The sequence below is a fragment of the Aliikangiella litoralis genome (assembly GCF_052495765.1).
On the sequence record NZ_CP199292.1, the window covers coordinates 3,029,251 to 3,047,807 of the forward strand.

Genomic DNA, 18,557 nt, shown 5'->3' on the forward strand with positions numbered 1-18,557 from the left:
TCATGTTACTTCCTGTAGTGGCAAATTACAATCGAGACAACTTATCCTTAAATTCCGCTTACCCCACACCAATATTTGACAGGATTTACAACAATATTTTATGCGGCCTGACTTTTGAGCTGGTTTCGTTGTAAAAGTAGATTGAAATTCTGAATTCTGTTCAATGTCACTCTGAATGTCACTGCCAATCTCGTCGGCAGATATTGCGTCATTAAAACTAAAGCTTACTAATTCTTTGTCTGAACGATGGACTAACTCTGCTGCTACTAGCTGCTTCTTTGGCTTACAATATTTATCTAGTTCGATTGGCTCGTTTTTGGATGAGAAAGCTAATATTGGTACTTCTTGTCTATAAGTTGGATAACGATCTACCCAGGGAATCTTGAATTCTTTTTTAATCAATTTTTGACACGCTTTAAGAAATAGACCATCAATGAATATGTAGTCCATCATATTTTCGCCCGTTTCATTTCCGCCAGGCTTGCTGGTAGAAGAGGGCATCAGGCCGATACTTTTCATTTTTCTGGCCCATTCAGTATTATGATATCCGCGCCGTCCAGGCTTGCCAAAATGTGCTTGCCAAATGTGAACCATTTCGTGACATAAGGTCTGGCAGATTTCGATTAATGGGTATTGAGCGAAGTACTCTGGATTGACCGCCAATTCGTCGACAAACTCTCGCTTAGCGTTAACCCAGCGAGCGATTGAAGCATATCCCATCACTCGGCGTTGACGGTGATAAGTAATGATGACCTTAGGTAGTTGACCTGAAAATAGCGCTTGATTGAAGAATTCATACGCCTGTAAAATGGCCTCATAAGAATCTAAAGTCGGCGTTTGTGTTTTCTTCATCCCACTATCCGATTTGCAAATTTTGGATTGTACAATCCAAAAATCAATTCAAGAAAATCCCGATAACTCATTCATAAACAACAAGATATAGTGTTTTGTTAATGTAATTTGTTAAGTTTGTTTGGTTCTTTTTGATTAGCCATACAATATACCAAAATTGTTTCTTCTTAAAGTCCGTTGTCAGTATCTATCATTATTTTCATACAATTAACCAAACAAGTAACTTATCAACGTCCAAGTTACGCATACACTTTTACTCATCATTTTTTGTTTTATTGTATGATTGGGGTGCCACGATTTGGCGGTGTTATCTAAGACAGGTAAACACGTAAGCTTTAAAAAGGTGAATTATAGGCTTCAACAACTCTTTCTCTAAAATCGCCAGTAAAATCTAATTGTGGTTCAGTCTGAAATTGGAAAGAGGCGAGTTCCAGCGTCGTTTCTAAACCTGTATCTGTCAGTTCTATATCTTGAGGGGAGTTAGGCAAGTCTAGGGAGGAGGTGAGTAGTTGACCTTGCGTAGGTTGCTCAAAATGTTCACTTTCTAGGGAGAGCTGCAATTGTTCTTTTAAAATGATGTTCGGCTCAGGGATCTCTTGTTCTAAGCGATGGGCAAACTCAACTAAATTCGACTCCGCAAAAGTATACAGCCATGCCTCTTGGTTTTTGCATTCACTTCGACGTAAGATTCGGCCGAGTACTTGCCGGAAATAGAGTTCAGTTTTAACTTTGCTTAAGTGGCAACACACTTGAAGGCGTGGAATGTCAGTGCCCTCACTAATCATGCCAATGCTAATTATCCACTTGAAACGGTTAACTTTAAAAGCTTCTATGATTTGAGCAGCGTCAGGATTCTGATATGTCACCAACACGGCAGGTTCACCTAACATAGACATCTGCTGTTGAATTAATTCCGCATGGGCAATCGAAGAAGCGACTATTAATCCGGCCGCATTGTGATTCGTTCGACGTATTCGGTTCAGCGTTTGATTTGCACGAGTTAAAATCTGATCCAACGCAGACTGATTATGCAAGATAGATTGATAATTGCACTCGGTTTCGTCGATAACAGCTTGTAAGCTCCGGTACACTGATGTCTGAGCGTTAGAGTCTGTTATCTGTATCTCACTGTTGTCCATGAGCACTAGTGTTGGTTGACGACAAACATTGTCCACAATGGCTTGTCTAACGCCGTATACGTAGTCACATTCCAGGGTGAAATCAGGCTCGATATAACGCCCTAAAACGATAGGTGTTTGATTTGAACGCCAGGGCGTTCCAGATAGCGATAAAGTAAAAGCAGCGAAGTCACGAATTTTGGAAAGTATTTCTGCTCCCCATGAGTTTGCGTCGTCTAGCGTATGGCCTGCACAGTGGTGAACTTCATCAAATATGACAAATACACGATGACTCGATAGTAGTTGCCAAAAAGCGTTATCTAGAAATGCCATATTTTGATAGGTTAATGAACGACCCACCGATCCCATCAAGCCGTCGAACTGCCTATCCAAATAACTACTGAATGTGGATTGAAGCGATTGACTCACGGTTTTTGATGGTGAAAAACACAGTATAAAATCGATTTCATCGTTTTTTAATAAACGCTCAGCGACCTCGGCTGCCATAATCGATTTGCCTGCACCTGGAGTGGCTAAGCAAAAGAAATGTTGGTTTATTGTATGATAGTGATCCAGAGCTTGTGATGCACACTCAGACTGCCAGTGTCGTAATTTCATATTTTCTAATTATTATTTTGAGAGGTGAGAAATAACTGTTTTAATAGCTTTAATTTGCCCTAGCAGTTTTGAACTTTTATCTCGAGCCTGGTGATATTGAGCTTCTAACAACGCTTTTAATTCAGGATTTACTGTATAAAGCCGTTTGTATTCTTCTGACTCTGCAATACTTGAGAGTAGATCAACTTGATATTGTCTCAATTGTTCCTCAAACCGGCTGGGCGGTGATCTTCTTTTTGTTTTTGTTGTGTTTTTATCATTATAAACACGTTGGTGAGAAGGTATCGTGAACTTAAAATCCATTCGAACAAAGTTGTTCACTACTCGGTAAGTCGACTGCTGAGGATTACTTTTTGGATGTTTCGTCAAAACGCCTGCTTTAACAAGTCTCAATAACTGACGATAGATAGCTTTACGTGCATCATCTGGAGAAATCGCTGTGGGTAGTTTTGTCAAATAGCTATCTCGCATCTGTACCACGGTAAATGACTGCTGTGCGCGTTCTTTTAAAACCTCGTACAAATACTTGTCAATTGTGATCCGAACGTCCGACATTACTTAAAATCCATATGGATATGTACTGAAATTTTCTTAATAATCATTTTATACGAATTCTAGTTACTATATACCGAAAATACGGATTATAGTCCGTGGCTTTATAAGCCGCAACTTTAGATAGTTCTTGTCTTTAAGTAAGGACAAGAAATGAAAGATATTGCATTCAAGTTTGGTAAAAATATAAGAGCCCGAAGAAAGTCCCTAGGAATATCCCAAGACAAACTAGCTCTTTTAGCAAACATGGATCGCAGTTATGCCGGTCGCATAGAGCGAGGAGAAGTGAACATTACCTTAGAGAAAGCCTACTCTTTGGCAGAAATACTCGATTGTGACATTCGAGAACTTCTCCCTTAAGTAACCAAGCCTTAAAATCCCTAAATAAACCAATTGTTTGTAATTATCATGTGAGATGAAAATTCGCCAATTATCCACTGTTAGAAATAATGCTGTGGAACTTTCCATGCCCAACTTATTTTAAAATCCATATGTATTGGTTGTCCTGACTCTGCTTTAACTACGATACTTCTAACTTCAGGGGGAGAGTTTATGATCCTGAGTGCTTCTTCTTTGTGTACAAAAAATTTCCTTAAAGCTTTATTTGACTCTATACCGACTATAGGGATTAGAATGCAAATAATTATCATTAATCGAGTTAGCACTAGTCTAAACCATACGAATTTCACAATGTTCATTGATAAAATACTTCTAAAATCGCCACTAAAATGGTTGTTATATTTATTGTTTCTCTTAATTTCAAATGTAAAGAGTGATGAGAATGAGTTTGGATCACGCCAATTACTGCAATTGGTAGAATACATAGGCGTTGATTACCCAGAAGCGGTAGCAAATGGTGAAATCATCAATGCTGATGAATTTCTAGAAATGCAACAGTTTAGCAACTTGCTTCTTAATCAAAATCAGCAATTATTGAATGAAGAAACTTCAAATTTTAACCAACTAGCCAATTCACTTGAAAAAGCAATAAATGCCAAGCGGCCAACCCAGGAGGTTAGGCAGCTCACGACCCAACTGATAACGATATTATTGAAACTATCGCCTGAATTATCTTTGCCAAGTCAATTACTATCGCCAGCAGAGACTACACACCTATTTCAACGACAGTGTGCCTCCTGTCACGGCCTGACAGGGCAGGGTGATGGCATCGTTGCCACTCAGTTTGCGCCTGTCCCCACCGATTTTACGGATCATGAGAGAGCGGTGAATCGTTCTTTGATGGGTATGTATGATGCTATTTCTCAAGGAATAGAAGGCACCGCAATGTCTTCTTTTGGGCAGCTCAACGAGCAACAACGCTGGTCTCTTACATTTTTTGTTGGCGGTTTAGCATTTAAAAGTGAAGAGCAGGAAAAAGTTTCACACCAAGAACTTTCGCTCAAAAGTTTTGTTAGTCAGACACCCAATAATCTGGCAAGTCAATTTCCGAACAAGCGTGTTAAACATATCGGATGGTTACGCTCAAACCCCCAAGTCTTTTTTGATAATTCTAACTCACCGATCGACATTGCTAGGCAGCGTTTAAACGAGGCGCTAATCGCACATCAAAACAACGAACTGGAACTAGCGAAATCACTCACCATTGCTGCCTATCTAGATGGTTTTGAAATGATAGAAAATACATTGGACGCGCGCGATACCGATCTTCGTCGGGCTATCGAGGCCGACATGTTGAAATTACGACAAGCAGTGACCGATAGTAAAAACTCGCTCGCATTCTCGACAAAGTTACAAAATACATTGAATAAGCTCGACCAGGCAGAGCGCTTACTTTCTGCGGATGCGTTATCGAATTCAACATTATTTTCTGCAAGTTTGGTTATTTTGATAAGGGAAGGGCTAGAAGCTCTATTAGTCGTTCTCGCACTATTGACAGTGTTAATTCGTACGGATCGTAACGATGCAATCCGTTTCGTTCATTTGGGTTGGCTGACAGCTTTACTTGCAGGCGGTGCAACTTGGTGGCTCGCACAGTACGTGGTAAACATCAGTGGAGCTAACCGTGAAATAATGGAAGGATTTGCTGCTTTACTAGCTGCAATCGTTCTTTTCTATGTTGGTTTTTGGATGCACAGTAAAACCCAGGCCGAGCAATGGCAGGCCTATATTAACCAACATGTAAAACATCATTTATCGCAAGGGACATTGTGGGGAATCGCCAGCTTGACGTTTATCGCGGTTTATCGAGAAGTTTTTGAAACGGTACTTTTCTATCAGTCCTTACTCGCACAATCGCACCCGGAACAATACGTGTCAATTGGCGGAGGGTTCCTCTTTGGTGCGGCATTATTGTTAGGAATTGCATGGGTAATGGTCCGTTTTTCTGTAAAGATGCCACTTGGTCAATTTTTCTCATTTACCACCTATTTGATGCTCGCGCTTTCATTTGTTCTGATGGGCAAAGCTGTAGCAGCTCTTCAAGAAGCGGCATTTATCATGCACTCACCTTTACCGATCGATATTACTTTTGAGTGGTTAGGAATACATTCTACTTGGGAAGGGATACTTGCTCAGTCTTTAATTTTGATTCTCTCGATGACTTTGGTCATCCGCATTATTCGGCTAAAAAAAGCAACGGCTTAAATATTGGAGAACTTAAGAATTTAACGGTTTAGTTACGCTGTGATAGCTCTTGTAAGATACCGCACTGTTCAACTTTTCGGTGCTCTGAACAAGTTTGTCGTAAGCTTAAAAGTTGTTTCTGTAGGCATTTAAGTTCATGAATGCGTGCTTCTACATGGCTTAAATGTTCTTCAACAATAGCATTGATATTATCACAAAGCATTTCCGGTGATGCCTTAAAATCAATAAGTTCTCGGATCTCCTCTAACGTGAGATCCAGACTTCGACATCGTTTGATGAACATTAACTGGTCAAAGATGGACCGATCATACAAACGAAAATTACCTTCGCTGCGACTTGGAGCGGGTAGCAACGATTTTTTCTCATAATAACGAATTGTCTGGACAGAACAGCCAGATCGACTAGCGAGTTCGCCAATTTTCATATTAAATAACCTTAACTATTGACTCTATAGTAGCTATAGAGTTTATACTGTCGTAAACGAGTATTCAAGAGCTTAGTATGACTGATACATGCAGTGGCGATTGTCAAAATAATAGTCCGAGCGAATCGATTGTTCAGACAAACGACTTGAGCCAATTCAATCGACCTTTTACCAGTATTTTCAAGGTCCCTAAAATGGACTGTCCTTCTGAAGAGCGAATGATCCGATTGGCGCTTGAAGGAATAGAGCCAAGTGTTGGTCTTTTATTCGATATACCTGAACGAGAAGTTAAAGTTTTTCATAGTGATAATCTTGATGAAGTCAAAACAAAGTTAGAAGCGCTGGGTTTTGGCGCAAAATTAGAATCAACGAAATCGAGCTGTAGTAAAGAGATCAATAATGCACACGCAACTGACCAACATGCCCAATCGCAAGAGTCAATAACGCTTAAGTGGTTGCTGGCGATTAATGCAGTGATGTTTTTTACAGAGTTGTCAATTGGTTGGTACGCACAATCAACTGGACTAATTGCTGATTCGCTGGACATGTTTGCCGATGCGGCGGTCTATGGTCTGGCACTATATGCTGTCGGTCGTAGCATCCGAATGAAGCTTCGGGCGGCGCATTTGTCAGGATGGTTACAAGTTATTCTTGCGCTAGGCGCTCTCAGTGAAGTTGTTCGACGATTCATTTATGGAAGCGAACCCGTTTCTGAATTAATGATGATTTTTGGATCAGTCGCATTAATTGCAAATACCGCTTGTTTGTTTTTGATCGCCAAGAAAAAAGATTCCGGTGCTCACATGAAAGCCAGTTGGATTTTTTCTGCGAATGATGTCATTGCGAACCTCGGTGTAATCGCAGCCGGTGCTTTAGTTGCGTGGACCGGCTCTCGTTACCCCGACCTAATCATTGGTCTTATTATTGGGTTGATTGTATTAATGGGCGCGCGACGGATCTTACAAATAAGATCCTAGGTGATAATAATCATGAGTAAGTTAATGCGTAAAGTTTACGACATAATAGATATCGGACGTTAAAATGAGCAATCCTCTGGTCGTTGAATATTTTAGTGACATTCTATGCGTTTGGGCATGGATAACTCAACGAAGAATAGATGAGCTTACCAATGATTTTGATTCAAAGATTGAGTTGCAATACCACTATATCGATGTTTTTGGGGATACGAAGAATAAAATTCAAACTCAGTGGCGAGAGCGAGGCGGTTATCGAGGTTTTGCTCAACATATTCGTGAATCTGCAGCGCCTTATAAAAACGCACCGGTCAGCACCAAAATATGGAATGATGTACGCCCAATGACCTCTGCTAATGCTCACTTGGTATTAAAAGCTGCAGAGATAGTTGTCGAAGGCACTAATTGTGCTGAATTAGCCTTTAAAATTCGCAATGCATTTTTCATTGATGCGAAAGACATAAGCCAGTTTAGCGTACTCTATGAAATTGTAGAAGCGTGTGCTTTAGACATCGAGAAAATAGATAATTGCATCGGTGATGGTTCGGCAATGGCGTCTTTAATGAGTGATTACCAAATAGCCAAAAAACAAGGAATTAAAGGTAGTCCATCGTTTAATATGAATAGTGGACGTCAGACGCTTTATGGCAATGTTGGTTACCGAATCTTGAAAGCTAATATAGATGAGAGATTACACCACCATGTAGGAGACGCGAGTTGGTGTTAAAGCGTTGGGAATTACATAATGCAAAGGAGGGGTGTTAACTGCATGTTGTTTCACCGTTGCTTTTCCTATTTGCTTATTGCTTTTATCGCGCTACAGTCATTAAGCGAGTCGGTAGAAGTCGAGTTGTTGGATAAAACCGAGCAAGCATATTCTTATAATGAATCACTAGATACCTATTCAATCTCGGTTGAAAAGCAAAGCATCAAAATAAATTCAGATTTAACCGAAGATCCTGAAGCACTATTTGAATGTCAACAGGATTGTTATTGCCATTTATTTATCACCAATGGCCTGACCATTTCATTCGCAAAGCTATTTCACCAAACAAGCCCCATCTATAGTTATTTTCTGTCTAGTTCCCCCATTTCTTCTCTATATCGTCCTCCAACCCTTTAGTCAAAGTTTTCTTTACTAATCATCATTATGACCGCTAATTCGCGCGTCGTAGTTGAAAGCATTTTTATACAAAACCAGGAATAATTGAATGTTAAACTTTAATGTTGCGCGGAATAACTGCGTGATTAAGAAGTCGCTTTCGTGTATCAAGTATGTGGTACTTAGTTTTGTTGCTTACTCATCGGTTTCGACCGTTGTAGTCGCAGCAGACACACCACTGACGCTTAATACTGCTATCAAGCGCGCTATCGAACATAACCCATCACTAAAAGTTTTCAGGTTTCGTGAGGATTCTCTCGCGGCACAATCTCAAGTAGCAGATCTGACACCTGCCTATGAGCTCGAAGTTGAAGCTGAGGAATTTGCCGGTACTGGAGATTTATCAAGCTTTGAGAGTATGGAATTAACTGTTTCATTATCGTCCGTAATTGAAATGGGTGATAAGCGACAATCGCGAGTGAATGTTGTCACGACTCAGCGGTCTCTACTTAGTGCTGAGAGAGAAGCAGAATCGCTCGAACTAATGGCAACAGTAACCCGTCATTATATTAACTTGCTTGCTACCAACGAACGCTTGTTACTTGCAAAGGAAGCGGCAGTATTGGCAGAAGGAGCTTTGAACATTGTTAGAAAAAGAGCGAAAGCTGGTGCAACACCTGAGGCTGAAGTTAAAAGAGCTGAGGCATCAAGTGCCCAGGCACAACTCGCCTTTTTATCTGAAAGCCAACAATTAAATAACCAAAAGATAGCGCTTGCGGCGCTTTGGGGTGAAACCAAATTCTCACACTCTTTAATTGAAGGTGATTTATTTCGCTTTGGTGCCGATATAGATTTTGATGTTCTCTTTGCTAAGGTTGAGAGAAATCCAGCCATCCAAGTTTATGCGGCTAAAGAACGACTTAATCAAGCTGAACTACGATTAGCAAGAACTGAATCCAATGCAGATATTAGCTGGTCGATCGGTTTCCGACAGCTGCAAGAAACGAATGATTCCGCCTTAGTCGCCGGTTTTAGTATGCCTCTGTTTTCTTCGTCAAGAAATAAGCATGCTGTCAACTCCACCATCGCAAAGCAAAACGAAACTTACGTTCAAAGAGAAATTGCAATATTGAATATGCATCAGCAATTATACCGGGCTTTCCATAATAGAAAGCAGGCGATTGTTACCGCTAGACAATTGCAGAATTCGATTATTCCGGCACTCAAACAAGCAATGCTGGAGACATTGAGCGCTTATCAAACTGGTCGATATAGCTACCTCGAAACTGTTTCAGCGCGGCACGAATTGCTCGGTGCGAAAAGAATGCTGATAGAAGCGGCATCAGCAGCCTTACGATATGGCGCAGAAATTGAACAACTAACAGCAGAGCCGCTGTCTGCCTCGCAACACGCTAACGTGATCCAAAATTCAGGACAAAAAAAATGAAGTTAAACAATATTAACCTACCGTTTCACTATTTTATTTATTGTTGTTTAGTCGTCGTGCTTTTCGCAAATTCCGCCTTGGCTGATGATGACGAAGACAATGATGATATTCGTGAAGACGGTAAAATAGCGCTTTCTGAAGAACAAATTAAATTTTCGGGAATCGAACTTTCTCAGGCTCAGGCAGCAAAAATACGTGATTCATTGCCTGCCTATGGATTGGTCGTTACCAATACCAATCATGAGCAAGAGATAGTCGCACGCTTTGAAGGAGTGATACGTCAAGTTTCGAAAAAACTTGGTGACACAGTAAAAAAGGGTGAATTACTTATTTCGATTGAAGCCAACGATAGTCTTAAAATTTATCCGATTAATTCTGAGCTTGACGGTGTCATCACTTTCCGTGACGCCAATATTGGAGAGCAAACTTCTGACGATCTATTACTTAAGGTTGAAAACTTTTCTACGGTTTGGGTTGATTTATCCATCTTTCCCAAAGACCTTTCAAAAATTCATCTCGACCAGCGTGTTCGAATCAAAAGTGCCGACGCGGAAAGTTTTACCGAAGGACCAATTATTTTTATCGCACCTTTTGGTGACCCATCGAACCAATCTATTACGACGCGAGTTTTGGTCGACAATTCTGACGGAAAATGGAAACCCGGACATTTCGTCGATTCAGAAGTCATACTCTCCGAATCTGTCGCTTCATTGACGGTTGAAAATGAAGCTATTCAAATTATTAATGAACTTCCGGTGGTTTTTGTTAAAGAAGGTCCGTTATTCGAACCGAGAAATATTAAGTTGGGGCGCAGCGACAGTGAATTATCAGAAGTCCTTAGTGGACTAGATACTGGTGAGACTTATGTAAGCAAAAATAGTTTTGTACTTAAATCCGAATTAGGTAAAGGAGATATCGAAGATGATGATTAACAATCCTAATCAACTTAAGAGTCAATTTATCATGGCTTGTCGATTTATTTCACTTAGTTATTTCATACCAACATTCGAAGGTATATCACGATGATCGACAGTCTTATCCAATTCTCGATTGCTCGACGATGGGTGATTATATTTCTAGTTTTAGTGGTATCAGCAGCGGGTATTTGGAATTACCAAAAATTACCGATTGATGCTGTACCGGATATTACAAACGTACAAGTTCAAATCAACACGGAAGCTCCAGGCTATTCTCCCCTTGAAGTCGAGCAACGAATTACCTATTTAGTTGAGTTAGCGATAACCGGGTTGCCAAAAGTGGAAAGCACTCGCTCTATTTCTCGATATGCGCTTTCACAAGTCACGGTTGTATTTGAAAAAGGAACCGATATATATTTCGCGCGCAATCTAATAAACGAAAGACTCCAACAAGCAAAAAGCGAAATGCCGGTTGGCATTGAGCCTATTATGGGACCCGTAGCGACAGGATTAGGTGAAATATTTCATTACGCGGTTCGCGCTCACAATGATGCTCGACAACCGAATGGAATGCCGTACGACGCAACTGCATTACGCACACTACAAGATTGGGTTATTCGTCCACAATTGCGGCAAGTGCCCGGTGTGACGGAAATTAATACCATTGGTGGATTCGAAAAGCAGTTTCACATTACGCCCGACCCAGCACGACTCCTTTCTTACCAAGTATCGTTTGAAGATCTCATTGAAGCTTTAGAAAAAAATAACGCGAATGTTGGAGCGGGATATATTGAGAAGAACGGTGAGCAATACCTAATTCGAGCTCCAGGTCAGGTCGACGGGATCGACGCGATTAAGGAAATAATAGTCGCTCGTAACAATGGTGTACCAATTTTGATAAAAGATGTTGCTTCCGTCAATTTTGGGCAAGAGCTAAGAACTGGTGCGGCCACGTTAAACGGCCAAGAAACCGTTTTAGGTACAGCAGTGATGTTACTAGGTGGCAACAGTCGTACGATTTCCGAAGGCGTTTCAAATAAATTGGAAAGTATCAATGAAACATTGCCAGATGGTGTAACTGCGGAGCCTGTCTATAACCGAACTGTTCTTGTCGATAAAACAATTTCAACTGTTCAAACTAACCTGATGGAAGGGGCATTGCTTGTAGTAGTTGTATTGTTAGTGATGTTAGGCAATGTTCGCGCAGCATTATTAACTGCATTAGTGATCCCACTGTCAATGTTAATGTTAATCACTGGAATGGTTGAAACAAAAGTCAGCGCCAATTTGATGAGCTTAGGTGCATTAGATTTCGGTTTGATAGTCGATGGGGCGGTAATCATTGTTGAGAACTGTATATTGAGACTCGCTGAGCGACAGCATCATCTAGGAAAGATACTTCCACTCAATGACAGGATCCAAACCGTTTTCACAGCGACACGCGAAGTTTTTACACCGAGCCTCATTAGTGTGTTGGTTGTTATTTTGGTGAATATACCGATCTTAGCATTAACAGGTGTTGAAGGTAAGATGTTTACGCCGATGGCGATGGCAGTCATTATGGCGCTAGTTTCTGCGCTGATCCTTTCACTCACATTTGTTCCTGCAGCGGTCGCTTTACTTCTTAGAGGACATATTAAAGAGAAAGATAACTTTATCGTTAGAAACGCGAAATCACTTTATGCGCCTTTTCTTGAGTGGGCGTTGAGATTTCGGATTAGTGTTTTGGTGATCGCAGCATTATTTGTTATTGCAACAGGCTTTTTGGCGACTCGTATGGGAACAGAATTTATTCCGAATCTTGACGAAGGCGATATTGCAGTACAAGCGCTTCGGATCCCTGGAACAAGCTTAACGCAATCTTTGGATATGCAATTTAAGATTGAAAAGGCCGTTACCGAGTTGCCCGAAATAGAAAATTATTTTTCACGAGTAGGCACTGCAGAGGTTGCGGCAGATCCAATGGGGCCTAATATTTCTGATGGCTATGTCATGCTTGCCGAGCGAAGTCAGTGGCCAGATCCTGAAAAAACTAAGCCACAACTATTAAAAGAAATTCAAGATAAACTGAAACTGGTACCCGGAAATGCCTACGAGATTAGCCAACCGATCCAAATGCGAGTTAATGAATTGATTTCTGGTGTCCGCTCTGATCTTGGCATCAAAGTTTATGGCGATAATTTAGAGCAATTGCTCAAGTCTGGAAACGAAATAGCTTCAATCATTGCCGGAGTCACAGGCGCGGAAGATATAAAAGTTGAACAAGTTTCCGGGCTACCAATTTTATCAGTAGAAACTGATCGCAAAGTATTACATCGATATGGTTTGAACATCAATGACGTCCAAAAAATTATCGCTACGGCAACAGGTGGAGAAGAAGCCGGACTAGTCTTTGAAGGTGACAGGCGTTATGCGATCGTTGTGCGTTTGGTTGAATCTCAAAGAAATGACATTAATGCACTTGGCCGACTCCCCATCCCGTTACCGAATGACAGCTATGTTCCTTTAAGAGAAGTAGCGACCTTAAAGCTCGTACCAGGACCAAACCAAATTTCGCGAGAAAACGGAAAACGACGGCTGGTAGTCAGCGTTAATGTTCGCGGCCGAGATTTAGGCGGTTTCGTCACAGAAGTCCAAGAGCAACTTCAAAATCGTCTCTCGCTCCCGCCAGGGTATTGGTTGGATTACGGAGGGACGTTTGAACAGTTACAGTCAGCATCGGCTCGACTAAGTTTACTTGTGCCTATCACCCTAGTGATGATTTTTGCACTGCTAATGATGACGTTTGGATCTGCCAAAGATGCGGCGTTAGTTTTTAGTGGCGTTCCTCTCGCGCTGACCGGTGGAGTTATTGCGCTCTGGATCCGTGACATTCCGTTATCGATCACTGCAGGCGTTGGTTTTATTACGCTCTGTGGTGTATCAGTACTTACCGGTGTCATGATGGTTTCAGCGTTTCGAAGTGGTTTGCTTAGTGGAAAATCAATTGAGCTTTCTATCAGAGAAGGCGCGTTACTACGACTCAGGCCAATACTAATGGTCGCGCTCGTTGCGGCGCTTGGATTTTTACCGATGGCGCTAAATACTGGAACTGGAGCCGAAGTGCAAAGACCATTAGCGACAGTAGTTATCGGCGGCATTATCTCTTCAACATTGCTCACATTAGCAGTTTTGCCTGGGCTCTATCGAATGGCGGCTAGCTCGAAGAATAAGCAAACTTTGTGAGGAGGGTATTGAAATAATTATCTGTTCAGCAAATTAATTTAACGATTGTTTTGCTGAACTTTTTCAGACTTATTTTAGTGCAAACATTCAATCATGTTTAGGAGAAAACAATGAAACAAATTAAGGCCTTTATTCACCATTGTCGTTCAACAGAGGTTTTAGATGTGTTGCAAGATGCTGGATTTAAGAACGTAGCTTTGTTCGATGTGAAAGGGACTTTAAAACCAATCAGTGAATCAGAGCTTGCCTATTCTGCCGATGCGCGTGTCGTAATTTCAGAAGTGCAAATTACGCTCTTTTGTGACGATGAGAAGGTTGAAGAGGTCACTCGCTTAATACAGAAAAACGGCTATGTTGGCGTGAATACATCGGGGTGGATTTATGTCAGTCCCGTCGAACAAGTAATAGCAATCGAAAAGCCTAAGTAAATTTAGTGAGTGGCTAGATAGGATTGGTTAACTTCTTTCAGCCACTACAAATAGCATTAACAATGCTGGAATTTATACGGAAGAGTTAGTCTTTTCTTTCTTAGTGAAGAGGCTATGGGTGCCTCTCGGTAGTTTATAAGCCAGGCTTTATTTTTTACATGAATAGACTTATTACTTCAATTTCTTTTGTACTAGTTAAAGTTTACATATGCTTTATCTCGCAGTGATATATTATTTCATTTTAGAGATAAAAACAAGTAGTTTCTCATTAGCTAAGAACAAGTATTTTTATTCAAAATTAAATTAATTAATTTTCGGGAAAGCTTTCAATGAATACACAAGGTGAAAACTTATTTGCTATTTGGAGAGATAGTGCAATATACGTTGGCACAAGTTTTGAGACACACATGCATTCTCATCACGCCGTTCAATGTTGTATTGCATTAGAAGGAAGCCTTCAAATAAAATGGCCTGAAGTCGACGAATGGAAAACAGTTCCTGCGGCAATTATCGGTTCAGATATTTCTCATAATATTCGTTGCAACGATGGCCCTGTTTGTCTCTTATACCTAGAGAAAAAATCGAGTTGCTATCGAACAATTCTAGACTTTCATTCGGACGGCACCGATTTGCATACTAAACAACCCATTCTGCTTAATACGATTATTCCTCAAGAGTTTAAGCAGAATGTTAGCCAAACACTTTCTTTAAAATTAAACTGCATCGGCGCCAATAAAATCAAGCACGATATTCTGCATTTGTTTAGCGGGTATTTTCAAGAAAACCGCCATTTAGATCAAAGGATCAGTCGATTACTTAGTGTTTTGCACGAGTCTCCTTCAACGAATTTTCGAGGTCAAGATCTTGCCCGCAAAGTTAATCTTTCAGAAAGCCGCATGCAACATCTTTTTAAAGAACAAATGGGACTACCTATTCGTCGATACATTTTATGGATGCGACTACGTAGCGTTTTGGAACTCTCATTAACAGGTGTAAATTTAACTGACGCTGCACACTCGTCTGGCTTTTCCGATTCAGCGCACTTTTCGAGAACTTTTCGCACAATGTTTGGGATCCCTCCCTCGGTATTACTAAATCGAGATGCAAGGTTGAACTCATTATTTTGCGAAATGTAATTTAATTGTCATCAAGATAGCCGATTCATTCAAGAATGTTCTTAAGGTAAAGAATAGACTGTTTAGTAACAATGATAAATGTTCGACAATATTACAAATATGGCATCTTACTACTCGGAGTTAGTTTGCTTTTATACTAAAAATTAAAAAAGAGCTTTAATTAAATCTTAGCAGCCAGGGAAAGGAAATGTTTTTTAGGTTTGAAAAATGGAATTAGATTGGTATGTATTAATGAAATGATATTTCGTATTTAGGGTTTCAAAACACATCTAGCAAGTTACGCATTTCGATTTACTTGAATTTTAAAGAGGGCGGTTTTGCCACGACTTCGCTCGTCCTAAATAAATAGTAAAGAGAGTAGCGATGACTACTTTAAGAATAGAAATCCAAATGGTTTTAGTTAGTAAATTTAATGCTTATTGAATTAGTAGGGAAAATTAAAATGAGTCAAAACTGGAGAAAGTTAGAGCGCAGTGAACTTCGCGCGCCAAACGGTTTTTTGACCAATCCGACGGTTTTACTTTTTTTTAGTGTCATTGGATTGTTCTACTACAGTATTTATCTGTTTGTAATTGGAGAACTGAGCCCGGTTACAGTGATTATTATTAATTCTTTGTGTTTATATGCTATTTACACAGTCACTCATGAAGCAATTCACGAAATAGCACATAAAAACAAGTCTATTAATTTTGCATTAGGATACATTGGTGCTGCTCACGAAGGGATTACCTTTCCACTATTGAAATTAATTCATCCTCAACACCATCTATATACGAATCATCCAGAAAAAGATCCTGATTATGTGATCGGTAAAAAACCTCGCTGGGCGTTGCCGCTTTGGATCCTGGTCCGATTAACCCATGACAATTGGTTTATGGTGAAACAGAAACTATGGGCAGGCCAAGGAATGCTGCTGGCCGTACATATATTCACTGTCCTTTTACAGGTTACCGTTGTCGCGTATTCCATCAAGCAAGGTATGTTCTATGACTTACTTATCGTGTGGATTATTCCTTTGGTTATCGGTGGCATTTTGGTTGAGTTTACCGTGGCATGGTTAGTTCATTTTCCGCACGACTCGCAAAGCACATTTGAACATACGCGAAATTATCCCGGTATTCTGTGGCAATTTCTGACTTTAAATCAAAACTATCATTTAGTACATCATCTTTGGCCCAAGATCCCTTGGTTTAGATACCACAAATACTTTAAAACAGCGCTAATAGGTCGAGACGAATTTATGCGCAGTAAAAATATGCAATGAGGAGAACAAAATGAAATTGGATGGAAAAAAAGTCTTACTAACCGGTGCAGCTGGCGGTTTAGGAAAGGAAGTAAAACAAATTTTGACAGAGCAGGGCGCACGCGTTCAAGGGATCGATATCAATCAAGCAGGTGACGCGCAAATTATTGTTGCTGACTTAAGCGACCCGGAATCAGCTGGCCAGGCCGTGAATGAAGCGGTAAAGAATTTAGGTGGGCTTGATATCGTCATCAATAATGCCGGAACTCTTGAGCTTCAAGATGCTGGAATTATGCCGACTACAGCTTCAATAGCATCGTTAAAAACGAATCTATTTGGTGCATGGCATGTCGTTGCAGCTGCATTACCGGAACTGTTAAAAAGTAACGGCAAGGTAATCAATGTCTCCTCACTATTTGCAATGGTTAATGCACCATTAATTCCATCGTATAGTGCTAGTAAAAGAGCTTTAGCTGCCTATTCCGATTGTCTCCGTATGCAATATGGAAATCAAATCCAAGTGACCACTGTATATCCTGGTTTTATTAACACACCAATCCACAAAGATGCAGTACGCCAAGGTCTTTCGGTAGAGTCTTTAGTGACGATTAAATTATTTGGAATGAAAATATTTAGCATGGAGGAGTCAATCCAAAGCGCATCAAAAGGGATAGTAAAAGCCTGTCGTAAAAATTATCGAGATGTTGGAACGACTTTCTTATCATCGCAATCGCTTTGGTTCGCAAGACACATGCCAAAATTAGTTGATTGGTTTATTCAGCTTCGGATTAACATGTTATCCAAAACCGGCGAATTAAAAATAGCTTTAGACGAACCACAATACGATTAAGTTGACGGGAGAGATTTTATAATGAGCGTAGCAACAAAAGTTCCCCAATCAGTTTTGCTGACAGGTGCGTCAGGCGTTGTTGGTCAAGCGTTATTGCCTCAATTATTAGAAGAAAAGTATTCGGTAACCTGCTTGGTCAATAAGCGCGAAGTTGAAGATGAAAGAGTCGAGTCCGTCAAAGGTAATGTACGTGAAAAACAACTTGGCATTCCTACAGAAATGTACCGAAAATTGACAACTGAAACAGAGCAAATTATACACTCTGCGGCTATAACAAATTTCGATTCGCCACGTGATGCGATCATGGCGACCAATGTCAATGGAACCAAAAATATAGTTGAACTAGCTGTAAAATCCAATGCGAAACTCATCTATGTCAGTACCGCCTTTGTTCACCGAACAGAATTGCCAGCAAGTGTCTCTGAATATTCTGCTTATTGTGATTCTAAGAGAGAAGCTGAGTCAATAGTGCGCGAAAGTGGTATTGATTATAAAATCGTACGACCTTCTATTGTGGTTGGTGACTCCACCAGCGGTCAAATCGCTGCATTTCAAGGAATGCACATTATTCTAGGCGCAATTCTCAATCGCTTTGCACCTGTCATTCCGGTGTCGCCCGAATCATACGTTGATATGATCCCGCAAGATATTCTGGTTAATGTCATTACGTCACTTTTAAAACATCAAACCAAAACCAAAGAATTATGGGTAACTTACGGATCCAGTGCCCCCAATGCGAGTTCAATCATTAAGGTTTTGGAGGAATTCTCGCAACTATGCAACTGCCTCAAAGCAATGCCAAGAATGGTATCTCCCGATATGGTTGAGCGATTAATTAAACCAGTATTTCTACCTAGTTTTCCGGGATATATGCGAAAGCGTATGGAAATGCTGATCAATTATGCTTGTTATTTTAATTTATTTAAGCCATTCCCAAGCAATTATGAATCGTATCGCGAGGACTTAAAACTACCAAACTTACCTGAGGTTAACGAAATACTGTGGAATAACCTTGAGTTCTGGAGTTCAAGTACACGCTACAGAGAGAAACACGCATAGGATAGGCA

The 18,557-nt window shown here is 40.5% G+C and carries 17 protein-coding genes; 13 read left to right on the forward strand and 4 right to left on the reverse strand.

Annotated features, from left to right (window positions below; all coding sequences use genetic code 11):
• From ACT5E3_RS12390 to ACT5E3_RS12400, 3 genes are all read right to left on the reverse strand, one after another.
• Complete coding sequence (locus ACT5E3_RS12390; RefSeq protein ID WP_444993849.1) at positions 1-852, reverse strand: SprT-like domain-containing protein; 852 nt, start codon at positions 850-852, stop codon at positions 1-3.
• Positions 853-1,187: 335 nt separating this feature from the next.
• Positions 1,188-2,588, reverse strand: a complete 1,401-nt coding sequence (locus ACT5E3_RS12395; protein WP_444993850.1) for a DEAD/DEAH box helicase — start codon at positions 2,586-2,588, stop codon at positions 1,188-1,190.
• A gap of 12 nt (positions 2,589-2,600) precedes the next feature.
• Positions 2,601-3,143, reverse strand: coding sequence for a hypothetical protein (locus ACT5E3_RS12400; RefSeq protein WP_444993851.1), 543 nt, complete (start codon positions 3,141-3,143; stop codon positions 2,601-2,603).
• 150 nt (positions 3,144-3,293) lie between these two features.
• Here ACT5E3_RS12400 and ACT5E3_RS12405 point away from each other — a divergent pair, with 150 nt between their 5' ends.
• Together ACT5E3_RS12405 and ACT5E3_RS12410 are read left to right on the forward strand one after the other, a co-directional pair.
• The gene (locus ACT5E3_RS12405) at positions 3,294-3,500 is read left to right on the forward strand and encodes a helix-turn-helix domain-containing protein (RefSeq protein ID WP_444993852.1); all 207 of its coding nucleotides are present in this window, start codon (positions 3,294-3,296) and stop codon (positions 3,498-3,500) included.
• Between the two features lie 330 nt (positions 3,501-3,830).
• Positions 3,831-5,744, forward strand: coding sequence for a cytochrome c/FTR1 family iron permease (locus tag ACT5E3_RS12410; RefSeq protein WP_444993853.1), 1,914 nt, complete (start codon positions 3,831-3,833; stop codon positions 5,742-5,744).
• Between the two features lie 28 nt (positions 5,745-5,772).
• Here the strand turns inward: ACT5E3_RS12410 and cadR are convergent, their stop codons facing one another.
• Positions 5,773-6,168: a Cd(II)/Pb(II)-responsive transcriptional regulator gene (cadR, locus tag ACT5E3_RS12415; protein ID WP_444993854.1), complete on the reverse strand. Its 396-nt coding sequence runs from the start codon at positions 6,166-6,168 to the stop codon at positions 5,773-5,775.
• A gap of 77 nt (positions 6,169-6,245) precedes the next feature.
• On the opposite strand from cadR, the gene ACT5E3_RS12420 reads away from it, so the two are divergent.
• The 11 genes from ACT5E3_RS12420 (at position 6,246) to ACT5E3_RS12470 (ending at position 18,549) form a co-directional block, all read left to right on the forward strand.
• Positions 6,246-7,145 carry a cation transporter gene (locus ACT5E3_RS12420; protein WP_444993855.1) on the forward strand — a complete coding sequence of 300 codons (900 nt, stop codon included), beginning with the start codon at positions 6,246-6,248 and terminating at the stop codon, positions 7,143-7,145.
• Between the two features lie 64 nt (positions 7,146-7,209).
• Positions 7,210-7,869: a DsbA family oxidoreductase gene (locus ACT5E3_RS12425; RefSeq protein WP_444993856.1), complete on the forward strand. Its 660-nt coding sequence runs from the start codon at positions 7,210-7,212 to the stop codon at positions 7,867-7,869.
• Positions 7,870-7,911: 42 nt separating this feature from the next.
• Complete coding sequence (locus ACT5E3_RS12430; protein ID WP_444993857.1) at positions 7,912-8,265, forward strand: hypothetical protein; 354 nt, start codon at positions 7,912-7,914, stop codon at positions 8,263-8,265.
• Between the two features lie 121 nt (positions 8,266-8,386).
• Positions 8,387-9,691, forward strand: a complete 1,305-nt coding sequence (locus ACT5E3_RS12435) for a TolC family protein (RefSeq protein ID WP_444993858.1) — start codon at positions 8,387-8,389, stop codon at positions 9,689-9,691.
• A 56-nt stretch (positions 9,692-9,747) separates the two neighbouring features.
• On the forward strand, positions 9,748-10,623 hold the full coding sequence (locus ACT5E3_RS12440; protein ID WP_444993859.1) for an efflux RND transporter periplasmic adaptor subunit: 876 nt from the start codon (positions 9,748-9,750) through the stop codon (positions 10,621-10,623).
• A gap of 90 nt (positions 10,624-10,713) precedes the next feature.
• Complete coding sequence (locus ACT5E3_RS12445) at positions 10,714-13,833, forward strand: efflux RND transporter permease subunit (RefSeq protein ID WP_444993860.1); 3,120 nt, start codon at positions 10,714-10,716, stop codon at positions 13,831-13,833.
• Positions 13,834-13,943: 110 nt separating this feature from the next.
• Positions 13,944-14,261, forward strand: coding sequence for a P-II family nitrogen regulator (locus tag ACT5E3_RS12450; RefSeq protein WP_444993861.1), 318 nt, complete (start codon positions 13,944-13,946; stop codon positions 14,259-14,261).
• A gap of 329 nt (positions 14,262-14,590) precedes the next feature.
• On the forward strand, positions 14,591-15,397 hold the full coding sequence (locus ACT5E3_RS12455) for a helix-turn-helix domain-containing protein (protein WP_444993862.1): 807 nt from the start codon (positions 14,591-14,593) through the stop codon (positions 15,395-15,397).
• A 442-nt stretch (positions 15,398-15,839) separates the two neighbouring features.
• Positions 15,840-16,661 carry a fatty acid desaturase gene (locus tag ACT5E3_RS12460; RefSeq protein ID WP_444993863.1) on the forward strand — a complete coding sequence of 274 codons (822 nt, stop codon included), beginning with the start codon at positions 15,840-15,842 and terminating at the stop codon, positions 16,659-16,661.
• 10 nt (positions 16,662-16,671) lie between these two features.
• Positions 16,672-17,490 (forward strand): SDR family NAD(P)-dependent oxidoreductase, encoded by an 819-nt coding sequence (locus ACT5E3_RS12465; RefSeq protein WP_444993864.1) that lies wholly within the window; start codon positions 16,672-16,674, stop codon positions 17,488-17,490.
• A 21-nt stretch (positions 17,491-17,511) separates the two neighbouring features.
• Positions 17,512-18,549, forward strand: coding sequence for an SDR family oxidoreductase (locus ACT5E3_RS12470; protein WP_444993865.1), 1,038 nt, complete (start codon positions 17,512-17,514; stop codon positions 18,547-18,549).
• Positions 18,550-18,557 lie beyond the last annotated feature (8 nt).